Origin of the sequence: Pseudomonas algeriensis, from assembly GCF_048847255.1 — a bacterium.
Classification (GTDB): domain Bacteria; phylum Pseudomonadota; class Gammaproteobacteria; order Pseudomonadales; family Pseudomonadaceae; genus Aquipseudomonas.
The window spans coordinates 179,364-200,255 of sequence record NZ_JBKKRK010000006.1; the positions used below are offsets into that span (position 1 = coordinate 179,364).

Here is a 20,892-nt window from a genome sequence, read left to right on the forward strand (position 1 = left end):
ACAGAGCCCGATGGCGCTTAAGGGAAGCTAATTTTGAACAAAGTAGCTCACAAGATAGGACGCCCTGAAACAGCTAGAAATGCCGCCGTTGTAAAGACAAGTTTCGAATAACGCTTATTACAAAAGGTGCTGATCGCCGTTTCCCATTGCCTGGGTTTGGGTGATCAAGAATGGAGAAGTGGCACAAAAACAGTGTGGGTGGCTTAGAGATCAAGGGCGGGCACAAAACCAATGTGGGAGCGAGCCTGCTCGCGATGACGCCGGCACGTCCTGAATAGATGCCGGCTGACCACCGCTATCGCGAGCAAGCTCGCTCCCACAGGTTTCGGTATCTAGCTCAGCGCTTAATGATGCTCACGCGTTGCGCGGAATTTCACATCCGGCCAGCGCTCTTCCATCAGCGCCAGGTTGACCCGTGTTGGCGCCAGATAGGTCAGGTGCCCACCGCCATCCAGCGCAAGGTTTTCCACGGCCTTGTTGGAGAACTCCTCGAGCTTTTTCTTATCGCCGCATTCGACCCAACGGGCGGAGTAAACGGTGATCGGCTCGTAGGAGCACTCGACCTTGTATTCCTCTTTCAGGCGGCTGGCGACGACGTCGAACTGCAGCACACCGACGGCGCCGAGGATGATGTCGTTGCTGCGCTCCGGGAAGAACACCTGGGTGGCGCCTTCTTCGGCCAATTGCTGCAAACCTTGGCGCAACTGCTTGGACTTGAGTGGGTCCTTCAGGCGCACGCGGCGGAACAGTTCCGGGGCGAAGTGCGGGATGCCAGTGAAGCCCAGGGCTTCGCCTTCGGTGAAGGTGTCGCCGATCTGGATGGTGCCGTGGTTGTGCAGGCCGATGATGTCACCGGCGAAGGCTTCTTCCAGTTGCTCGCGTTCCGAGGAGAAGAAGGTCAAGGCATCGCCGATACGCACGTCCTTGCCGGTGCGCACGTGGCGCATCTTCATGCCTTTTTCGTATTTGCCGGAGCAGATACGCATGAAGGCAATGCGGTCGCGGTGCTTGGGGTCCATGTTCGCCTGGATCTTGAACACGAAGCCTGCGAACTTCTCTTCCACCGGCTCCACGGTGCGCTCGTTGGCAACGCGTGGCAGCGGGCGCGGGGCCCAGTTGACCACGGCGTCGAGTACATGGTCGACGCCGAAGTTGCCCAGGGCGGTACCGAAGAACACCGGGGTCAGTTGGCCGTCGAGGAATTCCTGCTGGTTGAACTCATGGCAGGCGCCCTGCACCAGTTCCAGTTGCTCGACAAAACGCTCGTATTCGTCGCCCAAGTGCGCGCGGGCCTCGTCGGAGTCGAGCTTCTGGATGATCTTGGTTTCGGTGCGTTCATGGCCGTGGCCTGGGGTGTAGACGATGATGTAGTCGTCGGCCAGGTGGTACACGCCCTTGAAGTCGCGATAGCAACCGATTGGCCAGGTGATCGGCGCGGCCTTGATCTTGAGGACGGCTTCGATCTCGTCGAGCAATTCGATCGGGTCGCGGATATCGCGGTCGAGTTTGTTGATGAAGCTCACGATCGGCGTGTCACGCAGACGGCAGACGTCCATCAGCGCGATGGTCCGTGGCTCGACGCCCTTACCGCCGTCGAGAACCATCAAGGCCGAGTCCACCGCGGTCAGGGTGCGGTAGGTGTCTTCCGAGAAGTCTTCGTGGCCCGGGGTGTCGAGCAGGTTGATCATGTGATCGCGATACGGGAACTGCATGACCGACGTGGTAATGGAGATACCCCGCTGCTTTTCCATCTCCATCCAGTCAGAGGTGGCATGGCGGTCGGACTTGCGGGATTTCACTGTGCCGGCCACCGCAATCGCCTTGCCCATCAGCAAGAGCTTTTCGGTGATGGTGGTCTTACCGGCATCGGGGTGGGAAATAATGGCGAAAGTGCGGCGTTTCGCGACTTCGGCGGCCTGTTTGGTCATGGGAAATCGCCTGGCAGGTGATTCAAAAAAGGGCGGCGATTATAGCTCAACTTGGGCCAGGAACCGAACCGTTGAGCACATCGAGGGTGGCCAAATGCTGCCCAGCATGGGAACCTTTTGCCGCGTGGAGCCGTCCACAACCCTGATATGAGCAACCGTCGGGGCCTGCAAAATCAGCAAGTTAGCCTGACGAGGCTGCGCCCATGGCTCGCTTCGACGGTCCTTCGACCCGCCTCGAAAAGAGCTGCTTCTCGCGAACGTTTTCCCGGCATCCCATGATGGTTTGCCGCCCGAGCAAAGCGTGCGCCGACTAAAAGAAAAAGGAGTCCGCCTGTGGCTATCCGCTATGGCAAAGGGCTGACAGGGGCTGCGTTCGTCGTCGCACTCCTGGCCCTGTTGGTCCACTGGATTGGCATCGATACGATCCAACGCTACCGCGACGATCTGCTGTTTTACCTGCAAGCGCACCTGATGCTTGTATTGGCATCCATGTTGGCGGCCCTGATAGTCGGCATCCCAGCCGGCATACTCCTCAGCCGCCCCGGCATGGTCGGGCGTGCCGAACGCTTCATGCAAGTGTTCAACATCGGCAACACCGTGCCCCCCCTGGCCGTATTGGCCATCGCCCTAGGCGTCCTGGGCATCGGCAACGGGCCCGCCATCTTCGCCCTCTTCCTCGCCTCACTATTGCCCATCGTGCGCAACACCTATGAAGGCCTGAAAAACGTTCAGGGTTCCCTCAAGGAAGCCGCTATCGGCATCGGCATGACCGCGCGCCAGGTGTTGTGGAAAGTCGAATTGCCCAACGCCGTGCCAATCATAGTCGGCGGGGTGCGCGTGGCCCTGGCGATCAACGTCGGCACCGCGCCCCTGGCGTTCCTGATCGGCGCCAACAGCCTTGGCAGCCTGATCTTCCCCGGCATCGCCTTGAACAACCAGCCGCAATTGCTGCTCGGCGCAGCCTGCACCGCCCTGCTCGCTTTGCTGCTCGACGGGCTGGTGACACTGGCCAGCCGCCTCTGGCTGGAACGCGGTCTACGACCGTCCTGAGCCTGGCTGGATAAAGGAAACGTTATGAAGAAGATGAGCTTGATTCTGGGCTGCCTGCTGCTGTTCGCAGGGTTTGCCCAAGCCGCTGAAAAACCGCTGATCCGCCTCGGCGCCCGGGTATTCACCGAGCAGACATTGCTAGCGGAGATCACCGCGCAATACCTGCGTGACAAAGGTTACGACGCGCAAGTCACCGGCGGCCTGGGAAGCAACCTGGCCCGTAGCGCCCAGGAATCCGGGCAATTGGATTTGCTTTGGGAGTACACCGGCGTGTCGTTGGTGGCCTACAACCATGTCACCGAAAAACTCGACAGCGCCCAATCCTACGCTCGAGTGAAAGAACTCGACGCGAAAAAAGGCCTGGTCTGGCTTGCTCCGTCGAAATTCAGCAACACCTACGCCTTGGCCCTTCCTGAAAAAGTCGCGAAGAAGTACCCGCAGATCAATTCCATCAGCCAGTTGAACGCCGTGTTGCAGGCCGAGGCCGACGAGAACCATCTGGTTGCCCTGGACACCGAGTTCGCCAACCGTTCCGACGGCCTGGCCGGCATGGTCAAGCAGTACGGCATGAACCTGACCCGCAGAAACATCCGCCAGATGGACGCGGGCCTGGTCTACACGGCGCTGCGCAACAGCCAGGTTTTCGCCGGTTTGGTGTACACCACCGACGGGCGCCTGAATGCCTTCAAACTGAAGCTGCTGGAAGACGACAAGCATTACTTCCCCGACTACACCGCCGCGCCGGTGGTACGCCAGGCATTCCTTGACGCGCACCCTCAACTGGCAGCGCAACTCAAGCCCCTGGCCGAACTGTTCGACGACGAAACCATGCGCCAGCTCAATGCCCGCGTGGACGTGGATCATGAAAGCCCTTCCGTCGTTGCCGCCGATTTCCTGCGTCAGCATTCGCTGCTCTCAACCCAATGACCTGGAGGAAAAGCCATGGATTTTCTTGACGCCTTTTCCCATCTGGACTGGCCGCTGGTGCTGCACCTGACCTGGCAGCACATCACCCTGGTGGGCATCGCCGTGACCCTGGCAATCGTGATCGGCGTGCCGCTGGGCATTTTCATGACCCGCTTCCCGGCGCTCGCCGGCCCGTTGCAGGCCAGCGCCACGGTGCTGCTGACGATTCCGTCGATTGCCCTGTTCGGGCTGCTGCTGCCGTTCTATTCCAAGTTCGGCCAAGGCCTGGGGCCGATGCCGGCGATCACCGCGGTGTTTCTTTATTCACTGTTGCCGATCATGCGCAACACCTACCTGGCCCTGACCGGGGTCGAACCCGGTATTCGCGAAGCCGCCCGCGGCATCGGCATGACCTTCGGCCAGCGCCTGCGCATGGTCGAACTGCCCATCGCCGTGCCGGTGATCCTGGCCGGCGTGCGCACCGCCGTGGTCATGAACATCGGCGTCATGACCATCGCCGCCACCATCGGCGCCGGTGGCCTGGGCGTGCTCATCCTCGCTTCCATCAGCCGCAGCGATATGTCGATGCTGATCGTCGGCGCCTTGCTGGTCAGCCTCCTGGCCATCTTCGCTGACCTGCTTTTGCAATGGCTGCAACGCTCGTTGACTCCGAAAGGATTACTGAAATGATCGAATTACAAAACCTCAGCAAAACCTTCAAGAGCAACGGCAAGGATGTGAAAGCCGTGGACTCGGTGAACCTGACCGTCAACGAAGGCGAGATCTGCGTGTTCCTCGGGCCGTCGGGCTGTGGCAAGAGCACCACGCTGAAAATGATCAACCGACTGATCCCGCCGACCTCGGGCAAGGTCTTGATCAATGGCGAAGACACCACCGGCCTGGACGAGGTGACCCTGCGCCGCAATATTGGCTACGTGATCCAGCAGATCGGTCTGTTCCCGAACATGACCATCGAGGAAAACATCACCGTCGTCCCACGCCTGCTGGGCTGGGACAAGCAGAAATGCCGCGACCGCGCCCGCGAATTGATGAGCATGATCAAGCTTGAACCCAAGCAATACCTGCACCGATACCCGCGCGAATTGTCCGGCGGCCAGCAACAACGGATCGGCGTCATCCGCGCCCTGGCGGCCGATGCGCCGTTGTTGCTGATGGACGAGCCCTTCGGCGCGGTCGACCCGATCAACCGCGAGATGATCCAGAACGAGTTCTTCGAGATGCAGCGGGCGCTGAACAAGACCGTGATCATGGTCAGCCACGACATCGACGAGGCCATCAAGTTGGGGGACAAGATCGCGATCTTCCGCGCCGGTAAATTGATCCAGTGCGATCACCCGGACACGCTGCTGGCACATCCCGCCGATGAGTTCGTCAGCAATTTCGTCGGCCAGGACAGCACGCTCAAGCGCCTGCTATTGGTCAAGGCCGAAGACGCGGCGGACAACGCCCCCTCGGTCAGCCCCGAAACCCCGGTGGCCGAGGCGTTGGAACTGATGGACGAACATGACCGGCGCTACGTGGTGGTCACCTGTGCCGAGAATAAGGCCCTGGGGTATGTAAGACGCCGCGACCTGTACCGTCAGACCGGAACCTGCGGCCAATACCTGCGGGAATTCAATGCCACCGCCGCCTACGACGAACATCTGCGGATCCTGTTGTCACGCATGTACGAGTTCAATCGCTCGTGGCTGCCGGTGATGGACGCCGAGCGGGTGTTCCTCGGCGAAGTGACGCAGGAATCGATTGCCGAGTATTTGAGTTCCGGTAAGTCCCGTGGGGGCAAGACCAGTATTGTTTCGCCGGCGGAGGCTGCCTCAGTCTAACCAAGCACGACTGCTTTTGTGGCGAGGGAGCTTGCTCCCGCTTGACCGGGCTGGCGCTCCAGTGCGAAGCGCTCATCGCTTTTTTGGGGCCGCTGCGCGCCCCAGCGGGAGCAAGCTCCCTCGCCACAAAGGCAAAAGCCATATTGAGCAAGCTCGAAACCGATCGAGGGGAACGTCAATCTGTCACGCAGGTCGGTTACATCATGAGCTGTCGCGGACCGCACGACGGATGCGTGCAAAAACGCGACATTTTTAGTTGATCTCAGGTCCCTCACGCCCTAAAGTTCGCGCCGAACGTCCATGCTGGAAACGATCCATCCGGCTCAAGTACTGACGACGAGACAGCAAGGCCAAGGGAATCAAGCGTCCCATGGCCTTTTTGCTTTCGGCGACATGCCTTGGGAAGTAGGCGAACCAAAGTGGGGATACGGAGGACGTTCGCGGGGGCAGCTTGCCCTCAAACCCATTGATTCTGATGTTTGCCAGTAGGAGTCCCAAGTATGTCGATCCAGGTCGAAGATTATTTCGCGCGCGAAACCTTTCAGAAAATGAAGGCGTTCGCCGACAAGCAGGAAACCCCGTTCGTGGTGATCGACACCGCGATGATCGCCCAGGCCTATGACGACCTGCGCGCCGGTTTCGAATTCGCCAAGGTCTACTATGCCGTCAAGGCCAACCCGGCGGTGGAAATCATCGACCTGCTCAAGGAAAAAGGCTCGAACTTCGACATCGCCTCGATCTACGAGCTGGACAAGGTCCTGAGCCGTGGCGTCGGCCCGGAGCAGATCAGCTACGGCAACACCATCAAGAAATCCCGAGACATCCGCTACTTCTATGACAAGGGCGTGCGCCTGTACGCCACTGACTCCGAAGCCGACCTGCGCAACATCGCCAAGGCCGCGCCGGGCTCCAAGGTCTATGTGCGGATCCTCACTGAAGGCTCGACCACCGCTGACTGGCCATTGTCGCGCAAGTTCGGCTGCCAGACCGACATGGCCATGGACCTGCTGATCCTCGCCCGCGACCTGGGCCTGGTGCCGTACGGCATCTCGTTCCACGTTGGCTCGCAACAGCGCGACATCAGCGTCTGGGACGCGGCCATCGCCAAGGTCAAGGTGATCTTTGAGCGCCTGAAGGAAGAAGACGGCATCGTCTTGAAGCTGATCAACATGGGCGGCGGCTTCCCGGCCAACTACATCACTCGTACCAACAGCCTGGAAACCTACGCCGAAGAAATCATCCGTTTCCTCAAGGAAGACTTCGGTGACGACCTGCCGGAAATCATCCTGGAGCCGGGCCGTTCGTTGATTGCAAACGCCGGTATCCTGGTCAGCGAAGTGGTGCTGGTGGCGCGCAAGTCCCGTACCGCCGTCGAGCGCTGGGTGTACACGGACGTGGGCAAGTTCTCCGGCCTGATCGAAACAATGGACGAAGCCATCAAGTTTCCGATCTGGACCGAGAAAAAAGGCGAGATGGAAGAAGTAGTGATCGCCGGCCCGACCTGTGACAGCGCCGACATCATGTATGAGAACTACAAGTACGGCTTGCCGTTGAACCTGGCAATCGGTGATCGCCTGTATTGGTTGTCGACCGGCGCCTATACCACCAGCTACAGCGCGGTGGAGTTCAACGGGTTTCCGCCGTTGAAGTCGTTTTACGTGTAACCCCGACGGCTAAAGAGAAGGTCCATGCAATCATGGACCTTTTTTTATTTTCGCAGCCAGGTTTCAAAATCCTTCAACTCAGTCAAGCAATGGTCGAGCGTCGTTATCGCCGTATCCAATTTCAAATTCAGCTCTCCCAAGGTACGCGAGGGAATCGCTCGGTCGAGTTCCTCCACTACGCTGTGCATCCGCTGGAACAGCGCTTGGGCCAGCAAGCTCATGTGTGAATTCAAATTGACGAAAGCACCGGACAAGGATGCGATATCAGCCTTGTACTCCGCAGCCCTGACCGAGGCATCCGGGGAGGAATAAACAATGTCCCAGGGCGGTGTGGTATCGACCTCTTGGAACAACGCCTGCGCTAGCGTCGGTTGAGCATGACAATGGCAGGACCGTTGATCCATGGCGCTGGTAAATACCGCGTTCACACCAAACGACTCATTGTTCAGCTCGGTGAACTTGAACGCCAGCTGTCTGATTGAGCTCCTGACGGCAATGAAGCGAACATAAAACTCATGGACCAAGTCCCCGACGTTCTTCGGTGGCCTTATCGTCCAGCGCTCGGAACGGGAAAAACTGAACTGTCGAAAATCCAGGTCGGCGAGCAGCTGCCGCCTTGAGGTCTGCGCCGTGATATCCAGCGCCTCCTGAGTGAAAAATCTCAGCTCCTCCGTATGGGCACCGCAGGACACCCTGATGACATTAACGTCTCGCTCCAATGCCAAAAGATACTTCGCATGGAAATACGCATTGTTCAAACGTGTATCCGCAGCCAATGTAGCAGGCTGATGACCGGCTATGCGACGTCGCTCCAAGACTACCGGAATCTTGTCAAAGACCGAGCGCAGCGTATCGAGAAAATATATGCGGCGATCGAGAGTCCTGCGCTGAGTCTCAGTAAAACTACTTTTTAATGAGTTCATGATATGCCTTGATGATGGCGGCCTCTCGGGCCGCCAACGTTTTATCAATTAACATTCTTGGCTCACGCCCGAAACCACCTCAAATCAGCCATTGGCTGGAAAGGGGGCGCAGATATTGAATAACGCCGGGAACAGTTGAGAGAACCTTCTGGGTATGTTCGTCAATGGACAGCGATTCTTCACGAGCAAAAACCTTTGCGAACCTCTCATAGGCGCCAGCGATGTTTGCGAACTCCTTGACATAGTCCAAGCGAAAACCATCCAAGCTATCCAGGCTTTTAACCAACTCTATTTTCCCTCGTATGATGGCGATGTCCTTGTCCTGTACGTCAATATCGATACTCAGCTGACGGACTCTTTCCTTAAGCGTGTTGTGACCAGCAACCATACTCAGATAGGAAATCGTTTCGCCAATACCAGCGACCAGTTTTTTCAGTGTGTCCATCGCCAGCAGTGCGACTTGTACCTGAGGCGGCGCCATCCCCATCGCCGCCAAGTTCTCCACTGTCAGCTGCGCCTCCTGACCAATTTTTTCGACGCCATTTTTCCTGATCGTCTCTATCGCTTCAGAAACTGACTTGGCCTGCTCATCCAGCTCGACACGCTTGGCTTGCGCATTAGCTTTTTGCTCCTCTGCATAGGCTCGATCCTGCTCCAGTACGAGCACCCATTCTTTCGATGCAGACCTGTCATAGTGAGTACTCAGTCTCAGCTGGATTCCACCCAATTCCCTGGCTTCTAGACTGATCAAGTTATTTATCTTATTAAGTTCAATTTCAATCTCCGAGCGAAAATCCTCCTTATCTTCCTCATCATCATATCGGTCCATCTGAGCTTTATAAGTTTCAAGTTTTTTTGCCGTTTGCTCCAAATTGAAAATTGTCGTCTGTGCGCGCTTGCGAAGTTCTGCCGTCTCGACATTGGCTACGGATGCCAAACCCGTCATTGTTGCTACCACATCGGGCAAATAATTGTGAAACTCTAAAAGTAACTGCGCCTGCGTCCTAGAGCTCTGCATGCCCTCGTTAGAGCCTAACAATGCACTGACATTCAGTTGTGGATAGTACGATTCATTCGACATGTAGGACATTCTCGCCATCCTTGGTTTAATCAAGTTACCAGACTGATATTCCTTCTCGGCCTCATCAAAAATCGCCAGCAGCGCATCGGAGCGGTGTTGAATCTCATCCTTCCAAGGCGAAACCACCAGCTCGATCTGGGTAATGAACATTCTCAGCCTGACGGCGTTTTCTATTTTTTCGACATGTTCCGACGACGATTCTATAAATTTGCTTAGCGAGTTCCACACCAACATGAGGTTCTGCGTCGCCGCCTCCGCCTCAATCGTTACAGCACTTAGGTTTTGAAGATCGCCTCGCACACGATTCAACGACGTTAGCGTCTGACTTTTACTCACCAGCTTCTCAATATCGCCATCCTGTTCGTTTTTTAACCGATTTCGTTCTTTTCGCAACTCTTCAGCCTTGACGCCTTGATAGATACCCATTATCAATCCGCCGATATTCAAGGTCGCTGCGGCGACGATCGCCTCTTTAACCATCTCGGCATACTGCTGATTGAGCTCGTCAATACGAGCGGCACGCTGATCGATTACATCCTGAATGACTTGAATATCTTGCTTATAGGTCTTCTCGAGAAGATGCTCAGATTAGTTCCCGTCTGCATGATATCCTCACGCAAAGGTGTCCAACGTTTGGCATGATCATAGGTGATGGCGAATGTTTTCTGAAAGTCCACGGCCTTGAGCCCCGGTCCGCCCTCGTCACCCGCGCCATAATTCAAGTACACTTGCACATCTTGTATACGAACAGGAAGCGATAAACCCAGCACCTCATATTTTTTCAGGCTGATGATCTGTTCCTTGGTTAGCTGTATTCCCGGTTGCCTGTTATTTCCTCCGCCCTCACCGAAAGATGCTTTCACAAACACCTCAGGCGCCTCCGCGGCCGCCTTGACTATCCTGTCATCCAACTCGATTTCTATCTTTAACTTCCTGTCATTCGACTATCCAGTGTTATTGCGCACACTTATAAAAGTGCGCAAAAAGACTCTAGGATATATCTGCGACACGCCACAACACCTCAAGTATCAATAAACAAGACAGCCGAGCGCGCCGAAGCGCAAAACTGTCGGCCCGACAAATCCTGAAGTTATAAAACTCGAAATATGTTCATGGACAACAACACGATTTAGAAAGACATAGGGTTGGCGGCAGGCTCAATTACGAATTGTTGGTGTCCGTCATTTGAAGAAGTCGCTGCCGATAAGCACAAGCCATGGCACGAACTTCCGGATGCAGAGCATCCCGCAACGCCTCACTGCCCACGCGAAGGAAACTCACATTTCCACCCGCCAGCGCCTCGCGCAGCCAAGTCAAGGACTCGTCGATGCGACCTTCTTGCGCCAGCACCGCCGCATGGCTGAACTGGCCTCGGAAATCTCCAGCTTCGGCCGAACGCCGATACCACTCGGCCGCCGCAACTGGATCCGCCGGGCAACAGCGCCCGTCCTCCAGATAACGCCCCAGCAGGTTCATTGACTTGGCGTGGCCCAATTCTGCGGCGCGGCGGTACAGGGCCAACGCCTGCGGCTGATCTTCAGTAACCCCACGCCCGGTCGCCAACAGGTTGGCGTAGTTGTACATCGCCCAATCCAGCCCTGCCTCGGCGGCCTGTCGATAATGGGCGGCAGCGACTGCAGGATCGGCAACACAGCCCCAACCATGCTCATGGCAACGGCCCAGCATGTTGCGCGCCATCAAGTGCCCGCGTTGGGCGGCGATGTCGAACCAGCGCAGGGCCAGGGGTTTGTCCTGTTCGATGCCCTGCCCATCCAACAGAATTTGCCCAAGCAGCGCCTGGGCCTCCAGCACGCCAGCGCCAGCAGCGATGAGAATCGCCTGGGCCGCGCGCGCCGGGCTGTCCTTGAGCATGGCTTTGAGGCTTTCGCCGTCGAGCACCTCTTCTCGGCGCAGACGAAAATCCGCCACTTACACCTCGACCCAGCGGCGCAACAGGTTGTGATAGGTGCCGGTCAGGCGGATCAACGAAGGGTGGTCGGGTACGTCCCGGGTCAATTGCTGGATCGCGCCGTCCATCTCGAACAGCAGTGCCCGCTGGCTGTCTTCGCGCACCAGGCTTTGTGTCCAGAAAAACGAGGCGTAGCGCGCGCCCCGGGTGACGGCGTTGACCTTGTGCAGGCTGGTCCCCGGATACAACACCATGTCGCCGGCCGGCAGCTTGACCCGCTGGGTGCCGTAGGTGTCCTGGATTTCCAGCTCACCGCCGTCGTAGTCCTGCGGGTCGCTGAAAAACAGCGTCGCCGACAGGTCGGTGCGCACCCGCTCGGCACTGCCCTTGGGCTGGCGCACGGCATTGTCGATGTGGAAATCGAAGCTGCCGCCAGCGCTGTAGCAGTTCACCAATGGCGGGAACACCTTGTGCGGCAGGGCCGCCGACATGAACAACGGGTTTTTCCACAGCCGTTCAAGCATGGCCGCGCCGATCTCCTTGGCCAGGGGATGGCCCTCGGGCAGTTGCAGGTTGCGCTTGGCCTTGGCCGATTGATAACCGGCGGTGACCTTGCCGTCCTCCCATTCGGCCTGCTCCAGCGCTTCACGAATACGCTGCGCTTCTTCGGCGCTAAACACACCGGGGATGTGCAACAACATGGCATTCGGACCTGTGGATAGAGGGGCGCCAATGGTAGTGATTCTTATTGGCTGTGCACAACCCCGCACAACGCACCACTCGACGGAAACCGTAAGGGCAAATTGTAAAGAATGTAAATTCCTCTCAAATAGCAATATTTCGCAATTGATACAAATACCTGTTTCCCCTATATTCCGCGGCCTCTAACCTTGGGGAAGGCACTGTTCATGTCGCGTCAACAACTACAATCACCGGCCCATTCACCTCGTCTACTGGCTTCCGCCATCGGCGTCGCGCTCAGTGCTACCTCCGTGGCGCAGATGGCCCAGGCGGCAGAAAATACCGAAGAAAAAGCACCGCGCAATGCCATTTCCCTGGATGCCACCAGTATCACCGGCGAAGCCCATGACACGACGTCCTATCAGGTCGAGAAAGCCTCGTCCTCGAAATACACCGCGCCGCTGGTCGACACGCCACGCTCGGTGACGGTCATCCCCCAGCAAGTACTCAAGGACACCGGCGCGCTCAACATGCAAGACGCGCTGCGCACCGTGCCCGGCATTACTTTCGGCGCGGGTGAAGGCGGCAACCCCCAGGGCGACCGCCCCTTCATCCGTGGCTTCGATGCCCAGGGCGACACTTACCTGGATAACGTGCGTGACACCGGTTCCCAGAGCCGGGAGATCTTCGCGGTCGAGTCCATCGAGGTCAGCAAGGGCCCCAACTCCGCCATCGGTGGCCGTGGTGCCGCCGGCGGCACCATCAACCTGGTGAGCAAGAAAGCGCATCTGGGCGACTCCTTCGACGGCGGTTTCACCTGGGGTTCGGACCAGACCCAGCGCTACACACTGGACGGCAATTACCAGTTCAGCGACAGCGCCGCCGGCCGTCTCAACCTGATGAGCCATGAAAGCAACGTCGCCGGTCGTGACAAGGTCAACTACGACCGCTGGGGCGTCGCGCCATCGCTGGCGTTCGGCCTGGGCACCGATACCCGGGTCAACCTCGATTACTACCACCTGGAAAGCAACGACCTGCCGGATTCGGGCATTCCCTACACCGTGCCCGCCTCGGGTCGTACGGCCGATCGCACCAAGGCCAACCCCGACAAGCCCTACGCCGGCGGCGACAGCAGTAACTTCTACGGCCTCACCGACCGCGACTTCCGCAAGACTCGCGTCGACACGGCGACCATCGCCATCGAGCACGACCTGAGCGATGCACTGACGGTCAAGAACACCCTGCGCCACGGCTCCAGCATGCAGGACTACATCCTGACCCAGCCCGACGACAGCAAGGGCAACGTCAACAATGGTACGGTCTGGCGCCGGGCCAACACTCGCGTCAGCAATGTCGACACCACCACCAACCAGACCGATCTGTTTGGCGATTTTTACGTCGCAGGATTCAAGAACAGCTTCTCCACAGGCATCGAACTGAGCCGCGAAACCGGCGAGAAATCCTCGTACAACGTCAACACCGACACCGTGCCGGGCACCGCCGCCGCGAACACCAACTGCACCCCGGCGACAGTCGGGTCGCCAAGCGGGAACAACTGCACGTCGCTGTCCAATCCAAACCCGAACGATCCCTGGAGCGGCGCGATTTCCCGCAACTACGCCGGCACCGACACCACCAGCGTCACCCGTGCGCTTTACGTGTTCGACACTTTGGAGCTGTCACCGCAATGGCTGGTGAACATGGGCTTGCGTTACGACCACTTCGACACGAAATACAAAACCTACAATGCCGCCGGCACCACCACTTCCAAGGGTGATGACACCAGCGAGTTCGTTACCGGCCAGTTCGGCCTGGTCTGGAAACCGGCGGACAACGGCAGCATCTATGCGTCCTACGCCACCTCGGCCACGCCGCCGGGCAACACGGTCGGTGAAGGTCAGGAAGGCAACCCGCTGGGTGGCACGCCGGACCGCAGCGGCAACCTGCTCGCCAGCGACATGGAGCCGGAAACCACCAAGAACTACGAAATCGGCACCAAGTGGGACTTGCTCGACAGTCGCCTGTCACTGACGGCCGCGATCTTTCGCACCGAGAAGGAAAACGCCCGGGTCCAGGTCGACACCACCACCTATGAGAACGCCGGCAAGACCCGCGTCGACGGCCTCGAACTGTCAGCCAGCGGCAAGCTCACGGAAAAGTGGCAGGTATTCGCCGGCTATAGCTACCTGGACAGCGAACAGGTCGATGGCGGGCCGTTGAGTGTTACCGATGGCAATCAATTGCCCAACACACCGAAGAACAGCGCCAGCGTCTGGACCACCTATGCCCTCACGCCAAAGCTGACCATCGGTGGCGGTGCCTTCTATGTGGACGATGTATTTGGCAGCGTGGCGAATACTACGATGGTCGATTCCTACGTGCGTTACGACGCCATGGCCAGCTACAAGGTCAGCAAAAACCTGGACCTGCAACTCAACGTGCAGAACCTGACGGACGAGACTTACTACGACAAGGCTTTCTCGACCCACTTCGCCAACCAGGCGGCCGGGCGCACCGCGTTGTTGAGTACCAACTTCCACTTCTAAAGGCGAAAACCCGATGCCGATGGTCAGGCAATGGACCTGTGGTGGCTAGCTCGCTCCCACAGGACTGCGCCCAGCCATCACTGACCGGCACCGGGCAAAAAGCCCCGCTCATGCAAATGATCGGGGCTTTCAGGTGTGTTTATGAATGGTTCTCGATAACACACGGCATAATGCACGCCGTGACAAACAGTATTGAACGAACAAGGCGGGCGACGTGTTGAAGAAAACCCTGTTCCAGTTGCACTGGTTCTTTGGCATCAGTGCCGGGCTGGTCCTGGCGTTGATGGGCATTACCGGTGCGATGGTGTCGTTTCAGGACGAGATCCTGCGCGCGCTGAACCCACAGGTGCTGACGGTTGAAAAGCAACCGGCCGGCGTATTGCCGCCTGCCGAACTGGTGGAACAGATCGAAGCCGCGTCCGGCAAGACCGTCAGCATGCTCTGGGTAGAGACCGACAGCGGCAACGCCGCACGGGCGGTTTTCACCGCCCCGCCCGGGGAAAAGCGTGGCCCGATGCGCTACTTCAATCCCTACAACGCGCAATTCATGGGGGATGTGGTGGGGCAGGACTTCTTTGGTCTGATGCTCCGTCTGCACCGCGTCCTCACCCTGGACGACGTAGGCCGGCAGATCACCGGCGCGTGCACGCTGATCCTGGTGTTTTTCTGCCTGTCCGGGCTTTACCTGCGCTGGCCGCGCCAATGGAAAAACTGGCGCGCCTGGCTGACCCTCGATTGGGCGAAAAAAGGCCGCAGTTTCAATTGGGACCTGCACTCCGTCGCGGGCACCTGGTGCCTGGTGTTCTACCTGCTGGCCGCCTTGACCGGGCTGACCTGGTCCTACGAGTGGTACAACAAAGGCGTAACCCGCCTGCTTTCCGATTCGCCCAAGGATGAGCGCGTGCGCAAGCGCGGCCCCGCACCCGGTGGCCCGGCGCCGATCGCCGACTACCGCGCCATGTGGAGCAGCATCTACAGCGCCGCCGGCCCCGACCTGTCCGCCTATAACGTGCGCATGCCGCCGGTAGCGGGACAACCGGCGACCGTGTTCTACCTGCTGAAAAACTCCCCCCATGACCGGGCGCTGAACCAGCTTATCCTCGACCCGGCCACCGGCGTCGTCAGCCGTCACAGCCGCTACGGCGACAAAAGCTTCAAGGCGCAATTGCTGACCAGCATCTACGCCCTGCATGTCGGCAGCTACTTCGGCCTGGTCGGCCGGATCCTGGTGACTGTCGCCGCGCTGGCCATGCCGCTGTTTTTCATCACTGGCTGGCTGTTGTATCTCGATCGTCGACGCAAGAAGCGCCAGGTCCAAAAGGCCCGCCAGGCGCTGACCCAAACCCCTGGTGACGCCCCGGCGTGGCTGATCGGTTTCGCCAGCCAGAGCGGTTTCGCCGAGCAACTGGCCTGGCAGACCGCCGGCCAGCTCCAGGCCGCCGGCCTGCCGGTGAAGGTCCGGCCATTGGCCGGCGTCAGCGAGCAGGATTTGAACAGCTCCACTCGCGCCTTGTTCGTGGTCAGTACCTTTGGCGATGGCGAAGGCCCCGACAGTGTCCGGGGTTTCGAGCGCAAGGTGTTGGGCCAGCCGCTGAGCCTGGAACGCTTGCAATATTCGGTGCTGGGCCTGGGCGACCGCCAATATGAAAACTTCTGCGGCTTCGCCCGCCGCCTGCATGCCTGGCTGGCGGAACACGGCGGCAAGACACTGTTCGCGCCGGTGGAAGTGGACAGCGGCGATCCTTACGCCTTGCGCCACTGGCAACAACAGCTGGCGGAACTCACCGGCCAGGCCCCGGCGGACGCCTGGCGGGCGCCGAGTTTCGAGCATTGGACGTTGAACCAACGCACCCTGCTCAACCCCGACAGCTGCGGGTCTGGCGTATACCTGCTGGGCCTCACCGCACCGGGGCCGAGCAGTTGGCTGGCCGGTGACCTGGTGGAAATCCTGCCGCGCAATGATCCATGGGCCATTGAACATTTCCTCGATGGGCTGGGCATCGCCGGTATTGCTCGGGTACACGTCGACGGCTTGCAGCAGACACTCGAACAAGCCCTGGCGACACGCCAGTTGCCGGAAAACCGCGCCCATCTGGTCGGCCTGCACGCCCAGGCACTGGTGGAGGCGTTGGCACCGCTGGGCATGCGCGAATACTCCATCGCATCGATCCCCGCCGATGGCGTGCTGGAACTGATCGTGCGCCAGGAGCGCCGCGCCGATGGCAGCCTGGGCGTCGGCTCCGGCTGGCTGACCGAACATGCGCCGCTGGGCAGCCCAATCAGCTTGCGGGTAAGACGCAACAGCAGCTTTCATCTGCCACCCCAAGGCGTACCGATGATCTTGCTGGGCAACGGAACCGGCCTGGCCGGCCTGCGCAGTTTGCTCAAGGCCCGTGTTGCCGAGGGCATGCAACGCAACTGGCTGCTGTTTGGCGAACGCAACCGCGAACACGATTTCCATTGTCGCGATGAGCTTCAGGAATGGGTCACCTCCGGCGACCTGGAGCGCCTGGACCTGGCCTTCTCCCGGGATCAGGACAAGAAAATCTACGTCCAGGATCGCCTGCTGGAATCGGCGGCATTGCTCAAGCAATGGCTGGCCGACGGCGCGGTGATCTATGTCTGTGGCAGCCTGCACGGCATGGCGTCAGGGGTGGATCACGTGCTCAACCTGGTGCTGGGGCGTGAGGAAGTGGAGAAGCTGATCGAGCAAGGGCGGTATCGGCGGGATGTGTACTGATCCTGGACACCCAACATCAACCCTGTGGGAGCGAGCCTGCTCGCGAAAGCGGTGTGTCAGTTTGCACAAGTGTTGCCTGGCACACCGCTTTCGCGAGCAGGCTCGCTCCCACATGGGGTCTGTAGTGGCCTCTGATTCACACCGGCTGCAACTTCTTCTCGAACACCGCCAGCCCTTCCAGGTCCCTTAGCACCACGCTCATCTCCCCGCTCTGCCCGTCGATGTTCACCTCGCCAAAGAACTGATAGCCGGCAAACGGCGAGGTGTTCTGGGCCGGAGGGGCTTTCTGGAACACCACTTCAGGGCCGAAGGTCTTGTCCAGGGCATTGGGCCCGAAGCTACCGGCGTTCAATGGGCCGGCGACGAACTCCCAGAAGGGTTCGAAATCCTGGAACGCGGCCTGTTCAGGGTGGTAGTGATGGGCGGCGCAATAGTGGACATCGGCGGTCAGCCAGACGTAATTGCGCACCTGATGCTTGCGCAGGTAACCGAGCAGTTCGGCGATCTCCACTTCACGGCCCTGGGCCTCGCCCGGGTCACCGTTGGCGACCGCTTCCCAGCGTGGCACGCCCGGGCTGACCTCGCCATCCGGCACGCCCAGGCCGATGGGCATGTCGGCGGCGATGACTTTCCACTGGGCGCGGGATTGCTTCAGTTCGCGCTTGAGCCAATCCAACTGTTCACGGCCAAGAAACGGTTTCGCCGCGCCGAGGTTGGCGTCGTTGGCTTCGCGGTAGCTGCGCATGTCCAGCACGAACACATCCAGCATCGGCCCGTAGCCGAGCTTGCGGTAGATGCGTCCTCCGCCATCGGCCTTCTGCAGGCGCATCGGCGCGTATTCCAACCAGGCTTGCCGCGCACGACCGACCAGGCTGTGGATGTCCTTGGTCTGGTAGCGCTCGTCCAGTTGCTTGCCCGGCGACCAGTTGTTGACCACTTCGTGGTCGTCCCACTGCCAGATCTGCGGCACTTCGGCATTGAAGCGACGGACGTTTTCATCCATCAGGTTGTAGCGGTAGTTCCCGCGATATTCATCCAGGGTCTTGGCGACCTTGCTCTTGGCTTCGGTGGTCAGGTTGCGCCAGATGCGCCCGCCCTCTGTGGTGATCTGCGCCGGCACCGGGCCGTCGGCATAGATGGTGTCGCCGCTGTGGATGAAGAAATCCGGCAGGCGCAGGCGCATGGCCTCATAGATGCGCATGCCGCCGATGTCCGGATTGATACCAAAGCCCTGGCCGACGGTGTCGCCGCTCCAGACAAAACGGATGTTGCGCTTGAACTGCGGCACGCTGCGCAGGTGGCCGAGCCACGGCTCGCTGGCCACACCGCTCTGGGCGTCTTGGAAATGCACGCGGTAGAAAATCGCCTGGTCGGGTGGCAAGCCGGTGAGCTCGACCCGAGCGGTGAAATCGCTGCGGCTATCGGCCAGCGCCGAGACGAAGCGCCGGGGGTTGGGGAACTGACTGCGGGTGTCCCACTCCACCACCATCCTCGCCGGGCGGTCGCTGCGGCTCCAGATCATCGCGCGATCACCTTGCAAGTCGCCCGACTGCACACCTTCGGTCAACACGGGCCGGTCCTTGACCGAAGCGATCACGGCCGGGGCCAGCCCGGGCAGCAACAAGCCCGCGCCAACGACTTGCATCACACGGCGGCGGCCCAGGTCGAATTCGCTCATGGTGTTCTCCCCAAATGGGAAAACTTAAGCATGGGTGTGTGAAGTGGGTGTGACAGGGATTTCATGATCACCCCACAACCACTGTGGGAGCGAGCTTGCTCGCGATTGCGGAGTGTCAGGCCACCTATTTGTTGACTGATACACCGCTATCGCGAGCAAGCTCGCTCCCACAGGGGAAACCGGAGTGGACTCAGGCCTTCGCCGGCTCCAACGCCATTTCCACCACTTCCGGTCGCTTGAGCAGCGCATACGCCACTGCCGTCACCAAACTCCCCGCCACGATCGCCAGCAGGTACAAAAGCGCGTGGTTGATGGCATTGGGGATCAGCATCACGAACAGCCCACCGTGAGGTGCCATGAGTTTGCAGCCGAAGTACATCGACAGCGCACCGGTCAGCGCGCCGCCGGCAATGCTGGCCGGGATCACCCGCAGTGGATCCTTGGCCGCGAACGGGATCGCGCCTTCGGAGATGAAGCACAGCCCCAGCACCAGCGCTGCCTTACCGGCCTCACGCTCGGTCTTGGCGAACTTGCGGCGGGCTATGAACGTGGCGATGCCCAGCCCAATCGGCGGCACCATGCCGGCGGCCATGGTCGCGGCCATGGGTGCATAACTTTGCGAAGCCAGCAGTCCCACGGAAAACGCGTAGGCGGCTTTGTTGATCGGCCCACCGAGGTCCACGCACATCATCGCCCCCAGCAGCACGCCCAGCAAAAGCGCGTTGGTGGTGCCCATGCTGTCGAGGAAATGGGTCAGCCCCTCAAGCATGCCCGCCACCGGTTTGCCGACGATGTAGATCATCACCAGGCCGGTGAACAGGCTCGCCAGCAACGGAATGATCAGGATCGGCTTGAGCGCTTCAAGGCTCTGGGGCAGGCGCGCGTAACGGTTGATCGCCTTGGCCGCATACCCGGCGAGGAAACCGGCGATGATCCCGCCGATGAATCCAGCGCCCAGGGTGCTGGCCAGCATCCCGCCGATCATCCCTGGCGCCAGGCCAGGTCGGTCAGCAATCGAATAGGCGATGTAGCCCGCCAGCAGCGGCACCATCAATTTGAATGCGGTGTCGCCGCCAATCTGCATCAGCGCCGCTGCGAGAGTGCCAGGTTCCTTGAAGGCCTCGATGCCGAACACGAACGACAAAGCGATCATCAAGCCACCCGCCACCACCATCGGCAGCATGAACGAAACACCCGTCAGCAAGTGTTTATAGACACCGCTTTTTTCCGTCTTCGCCGGGCCCGTGGAAGCACCGCTCGCTGCGCTTTCCTGGACGCCTTCGACCAAGGCTTTTTTCAGCGTGGCTTCGGCTTGTTTCAACGCAATGCCGGTGCCGCAGCGATAGATTTTCTTACCGGCGAAACGCTCGGTGGCGACCTCGATATCGGTCGCCAGCAACACCACATCGGCCTCGGCAATCGCCTCGGGGCTGAGCGGGTTGCGGGCGCCCACCGAGCCCTGGGTTTCGATCTTCAGGTCATAACCCAAGCGTGCCGCTGCCTGTTGCAAGGCTTCAGCGGCCATGAAGGTATGGGCGACGCCGGTCGGGCACGCGGTGATGGCCACCAGGCGCGGGGCGCGTTCGGTCGATGGCGCAGGTTCTTCGGCGAGCACCTCGGCCTCGCCCAGCACTTGGGCCTCTTCGGCGCCGCGACGTAGCACCGCGTCAACGTCCTGCAGGGCGAGGGCCGGGGTGCTGCGAAACACCCGCTTGCCAACGAATCGCGACAGGTCCACCGGGCCGCTGGCAACCAGCAATACCCATTCGGCCGCTTCGAGGGTCGCCGCCGACAACTGGCGTTCCGGGTGGGCCGCGTCATGGACTTCGACACTGGTGCTCCAACCTTGGCGCTGGGCCGCCGCATCCAGCAGGCGGGCGCACAACACGCTGGTGACCATGCCGTTCGGGCAAGCCGTCACAATGGCTAATTTCATCTTGCG

Annotated in this window: 15 protein-coding genes; 7 read left to right on the forward strand and 8 right to left on the reverse strand. The window is 59.7% G+C overall.

Going from position 1 to position 20,892, the window contains the following annotated elements; all coding sequences use genetic code 11:
- Positions 1 to 344 precede the first annotated feature (344 nt).
- Positions 345 to 1,928 (reverse strand): peptide chain release factor 3, encoded by a 1,584-nt coding sequence (locus ACLK1G_RS11570; RefSeq protein WP_420765550.1) that lies wholly within the window; start codon positions 1,926 to 1,928, stop codon positions 345 to 347.
- Positions 1,929 to 2,261: 333 nt separating this feature from the next.
- Here ACLK1G_RS11570 and ACLK1G_RS11575 point away from each other — a divergent pair, with 333 nt between their 5' ends.
- The 5 genes from ACLK1G_RS11575 (at position 2,262) to ACLK1G_RS11595 (ending at position 7,392) form a co-directional block, all read left to right on the forward strand.
- Positions 2,262 to 2,978 carry an ABC transporter permease gene (locus ACLK1G_RS11575; protein WP_420765551.1) on the forward strand — a complete coding sequence of 239 codons (717 nt, stop codon included), beginning with the start codon at positions 2,262 to 2,264 and terminating at the stop codon, positions 2,976 to 2,978.
- Between the two features lie 24 nt (positions 2,979 to 3,002).
- A complete protein-coding gene (locus ACLK1G_RS11580) occupies positions 3,003 to 3,905 on the forward strand; it encodes a glycine betaine ABC transporter substrate-binding protein (RefSeq protein WP_420765552.1) in 903 nt (300 codons plus the stop codon).
- Between the two features lie 15 nt (positions 3,906 to 3,920).
- Complete coding sequence (locus tag ACLK1G_RS11585) at positions 3,921 to 4,574, forward strand: ABC transporter permease (protein WP_420765553.1); 654 nt, start codon at positions 3,921 to 3,923, stop codon at positions 4,572 to 4,574.
- Positions 4,571 to 5,728 carry an osmoprotectant ABC transporter ATP-binding protein OsmV gene (locus ACLK1G_RS11590; RefSeq protein WP_420765554.1) on the forward strand — a complete coding sequence of 386 codons (1,158 nt, stop codon included), beginning with the start codon at positions 4,571 to 4,573 and terminating at the stop codon, positions 5,726 to 5,728. The genes ACLK1G_RS11585 and ACLK1G_RS11590 overlap by 4 nt, the downstream gene beginning before the upstream one ends.
- A 500-nt stretch (positions 5,729 to 6,228) precedes the next feature.
- Positions 6,229 to 7,392, forward strand: coding sequence for a type III PLP-dependent enzyme (locus ACLK1G_RS11595; protein WP_420765555.1), 1,164 nt, complete (start codon positions 6,229 to 6,231; stop codon positions 7,390 to 7,392).
- Positions 7,393 to 7,436: 44 nt separating this feature from the next.
- On the opposite strand, the gene ACLK1G_RS11600 is transcribed toward ACLK1G_RS11595, so the two are convergent.
- The 5 genes from ACLK1G_RS11600 to ACLK1G_RS11620 form a co-directional block, all read right to left on the reverse strand.
- Entirely contained in the window at positions 7,437 to 8,315 is an 879-nt protein-coding gene (locus ACLK1G_RS11600) for a hypothetical protein (RefSeq protein ID WP_420765556.1), read from the reverse strand.
- A 79-nt stretch (positions 8,316 to 8,394) separates the two neighbouring features.
- Positions 8,395 to 9,948, reverse strand: coding sequence for an alpha-xenorhabdolysin family binary toxin subunit A (locus ACLK1G_RS11605; RefSeq protein WP_420765656.1), 1,554 nt, complete (start codon positions 9,946 to 9,948; stop codon positions 8,395 to 8,397).
- The gene (locus ACLK1G_RS11610; RefSeq protein WP_420765557.1) at positions 9,927 to 10,259 is read right to left on the reverse strand and encodes a hypothetical protein; all 333 of its coding nucleotides are present in this window, start codon (positions 10,257 to 10,259) and stop codon (positions 9,927 to 9,929) included. Before ACLK1G_RS11610 ends, ACLK1G_RS11605 begins: the two co-directional genes overlap by 22 nt.
- Before the next feature lie 298 nt (positions 10,260 to 10,557).
- On the reverse strand, positions 10,558 to 11,268 hold the full coding sequence (locus ACLK1G_RS11615) for a tetratricopeptide repeat protein (protein WP_420765657.1): 711 nt from the start codon (positions 11,266 to 11,268) through the stop codon (positions 10,558 to 10,560).
- 57 nt (positions 11,269 to 11,325) lie between these two features.
- Positions 11,326 to 12,006, reverse strand: coding sequence for a Fe2+-dependent dioxygenase (locus tag ACLK1G_RS11620; protein ID WP_420765558.1), 681 nt, complete (start codon positions 12,004 to 12,006; stop codon positions 11,326 to 11,328).
- Between the two features lie 207 nt (positions 12,007 to 12,213).
- Between ACLK1G_RS11620 and ACLK1G_RS11625 the strand changes: the two genes are divergently transcribed.
- Positions 12,214 to 14,532 carry a TonB-dependent receptor gene (locus tag ACLK1G_RS11625; RefSeq protein WP_420765559.1) on the forward strand — a complete coding sequence of 773 codons (2,319 nt, stop codon included), beginning with the start codon at positions 12,214 to 12,216 and terminating at the stop codon, positions 14,530 to 14,532.
- 214 nt (positions 14,533 to 14,746) lie between these two features.
- Entirely contained in the window at positions 14,747 to 17,272 is a 2,526-nt protein-coding gene (locus ACLK1G_RS11630; protein WP_420765560.1) for a PepSY domain-containing protein, read from the forward strand.
- Positions 17,273 to 17,408: 136 nt separating this feature from the next.
- Here ACLK1G_RS11630 and ACLK1G_RS11635 read toward each other — a convergent pair whose 3' ends face one another.
- The gene (locus ACLK1G_RS11635; protein ID WP_420765561.1) at positions 17,409 to 18,950 is read right to left on the reverse strand and encodes an alkaline phosphatase D family protein; all 1,542 of its coding nucleotides are present in this window, start codon (positions 18,948 to 18,950) and stop codon (positions 17,409 to 17,411) included.
- 190 nt (positions 18,951 to 19,140) lie between these two features.
- Positions 19,141 to 20,886 carry a PTS fructose-like transporter subunit IIB gene (locus ACLK1G_RS11640; protein ID WP_420765562.1) on the reverse strand — a complete coding sequence of 582 codons (1,746 nt, stop codon included), beginning with the start codon at positions 20,884 to 20,886 and terminating at the stop codon, positions 19,141 to 19,143.
- Between the last annotated feature and the right edge of the window lie 6 nt (positions 20,887 to 20,892).

Coding starts and splice junctions, on each gene's coding strand:
- ACLK1G_RS11580 (WP_420765552.1), top strand. CDS start 3,003: ATGAAGAAGATGAGCTTGATTCTGGGCTGCCTGCTGCTGTTCGCAGGG.
- ACLK1G_RS11625 (WP_420765559.1), top strand. CDS start 12,214: ATGTCGCGTCAACAACTACAATCACCGGCCCATTCACCTCGTCTACTG.
- ACLK1G_RS11600 (WP_420765556.1), bottom strand. CDS start 8,315: ATGAACTCATTAAAAAGTAGTTTTACTGAGACTCAGCGCAGGACTCTC.
- ACLK1G_RS11640 (WP_420765562.1), bottom strand. CDS start 20,886: ATGAAATTAGCCATTGTGACGGCTTGCCCGAACGGCATGGTCACCAGC.
- ACLK1G_RS11635 (WP_420765561.1), bottom strand. CDS start 18,950: ATGAGCGAATTCGACCTGGGCCGCCGCCGTGTGATGCAAGTCGTTGGC.
- ACLK1G_RS11615 (WP_420765657.1), bottom strand. CDS start 11,268: ATGCTCAAGGACAGCCCGGCGCGCGCGGCCCAGGCGATTCTCATCGCT.
- ACLK1G_RS11570 (WP_420765550.1), bottom strand. CDS start 1,928: ATGACCAAACAGGCCGCCGAAGTCGCGAAACGCCGCACTTTCGCCATT.
- ACLK1G_RS11595 (WP_420765555.1), top strand. CDS start 6,229: ATGTCGATCCAGGTCGAAGATTATTTCGCGCGCGAAACCTTTCAGAAA.
- ACLK1G_RS11590 (WP_420765554.1), top strand. CDS start 4,571: ATGATCGAATTACAAAACCTCAGCAAAACCTTCAAGAGCAACGGCAAG.
- ACLK1G_RS11585 (WP_420765553.1), top strand. CDS start 3,921: ATGGATTTTCTTGACGCCTTTTCCCATCTGGACTGGCCGCTGGTGCTG.
- ACLK1G_RS11620 (WP_420765558.1), bottom strand. CDS start 12,006: ATGTTGTTGCACATCCCCGGTGTGTTTAGCGCCGAAGAAGCGCAGCGT.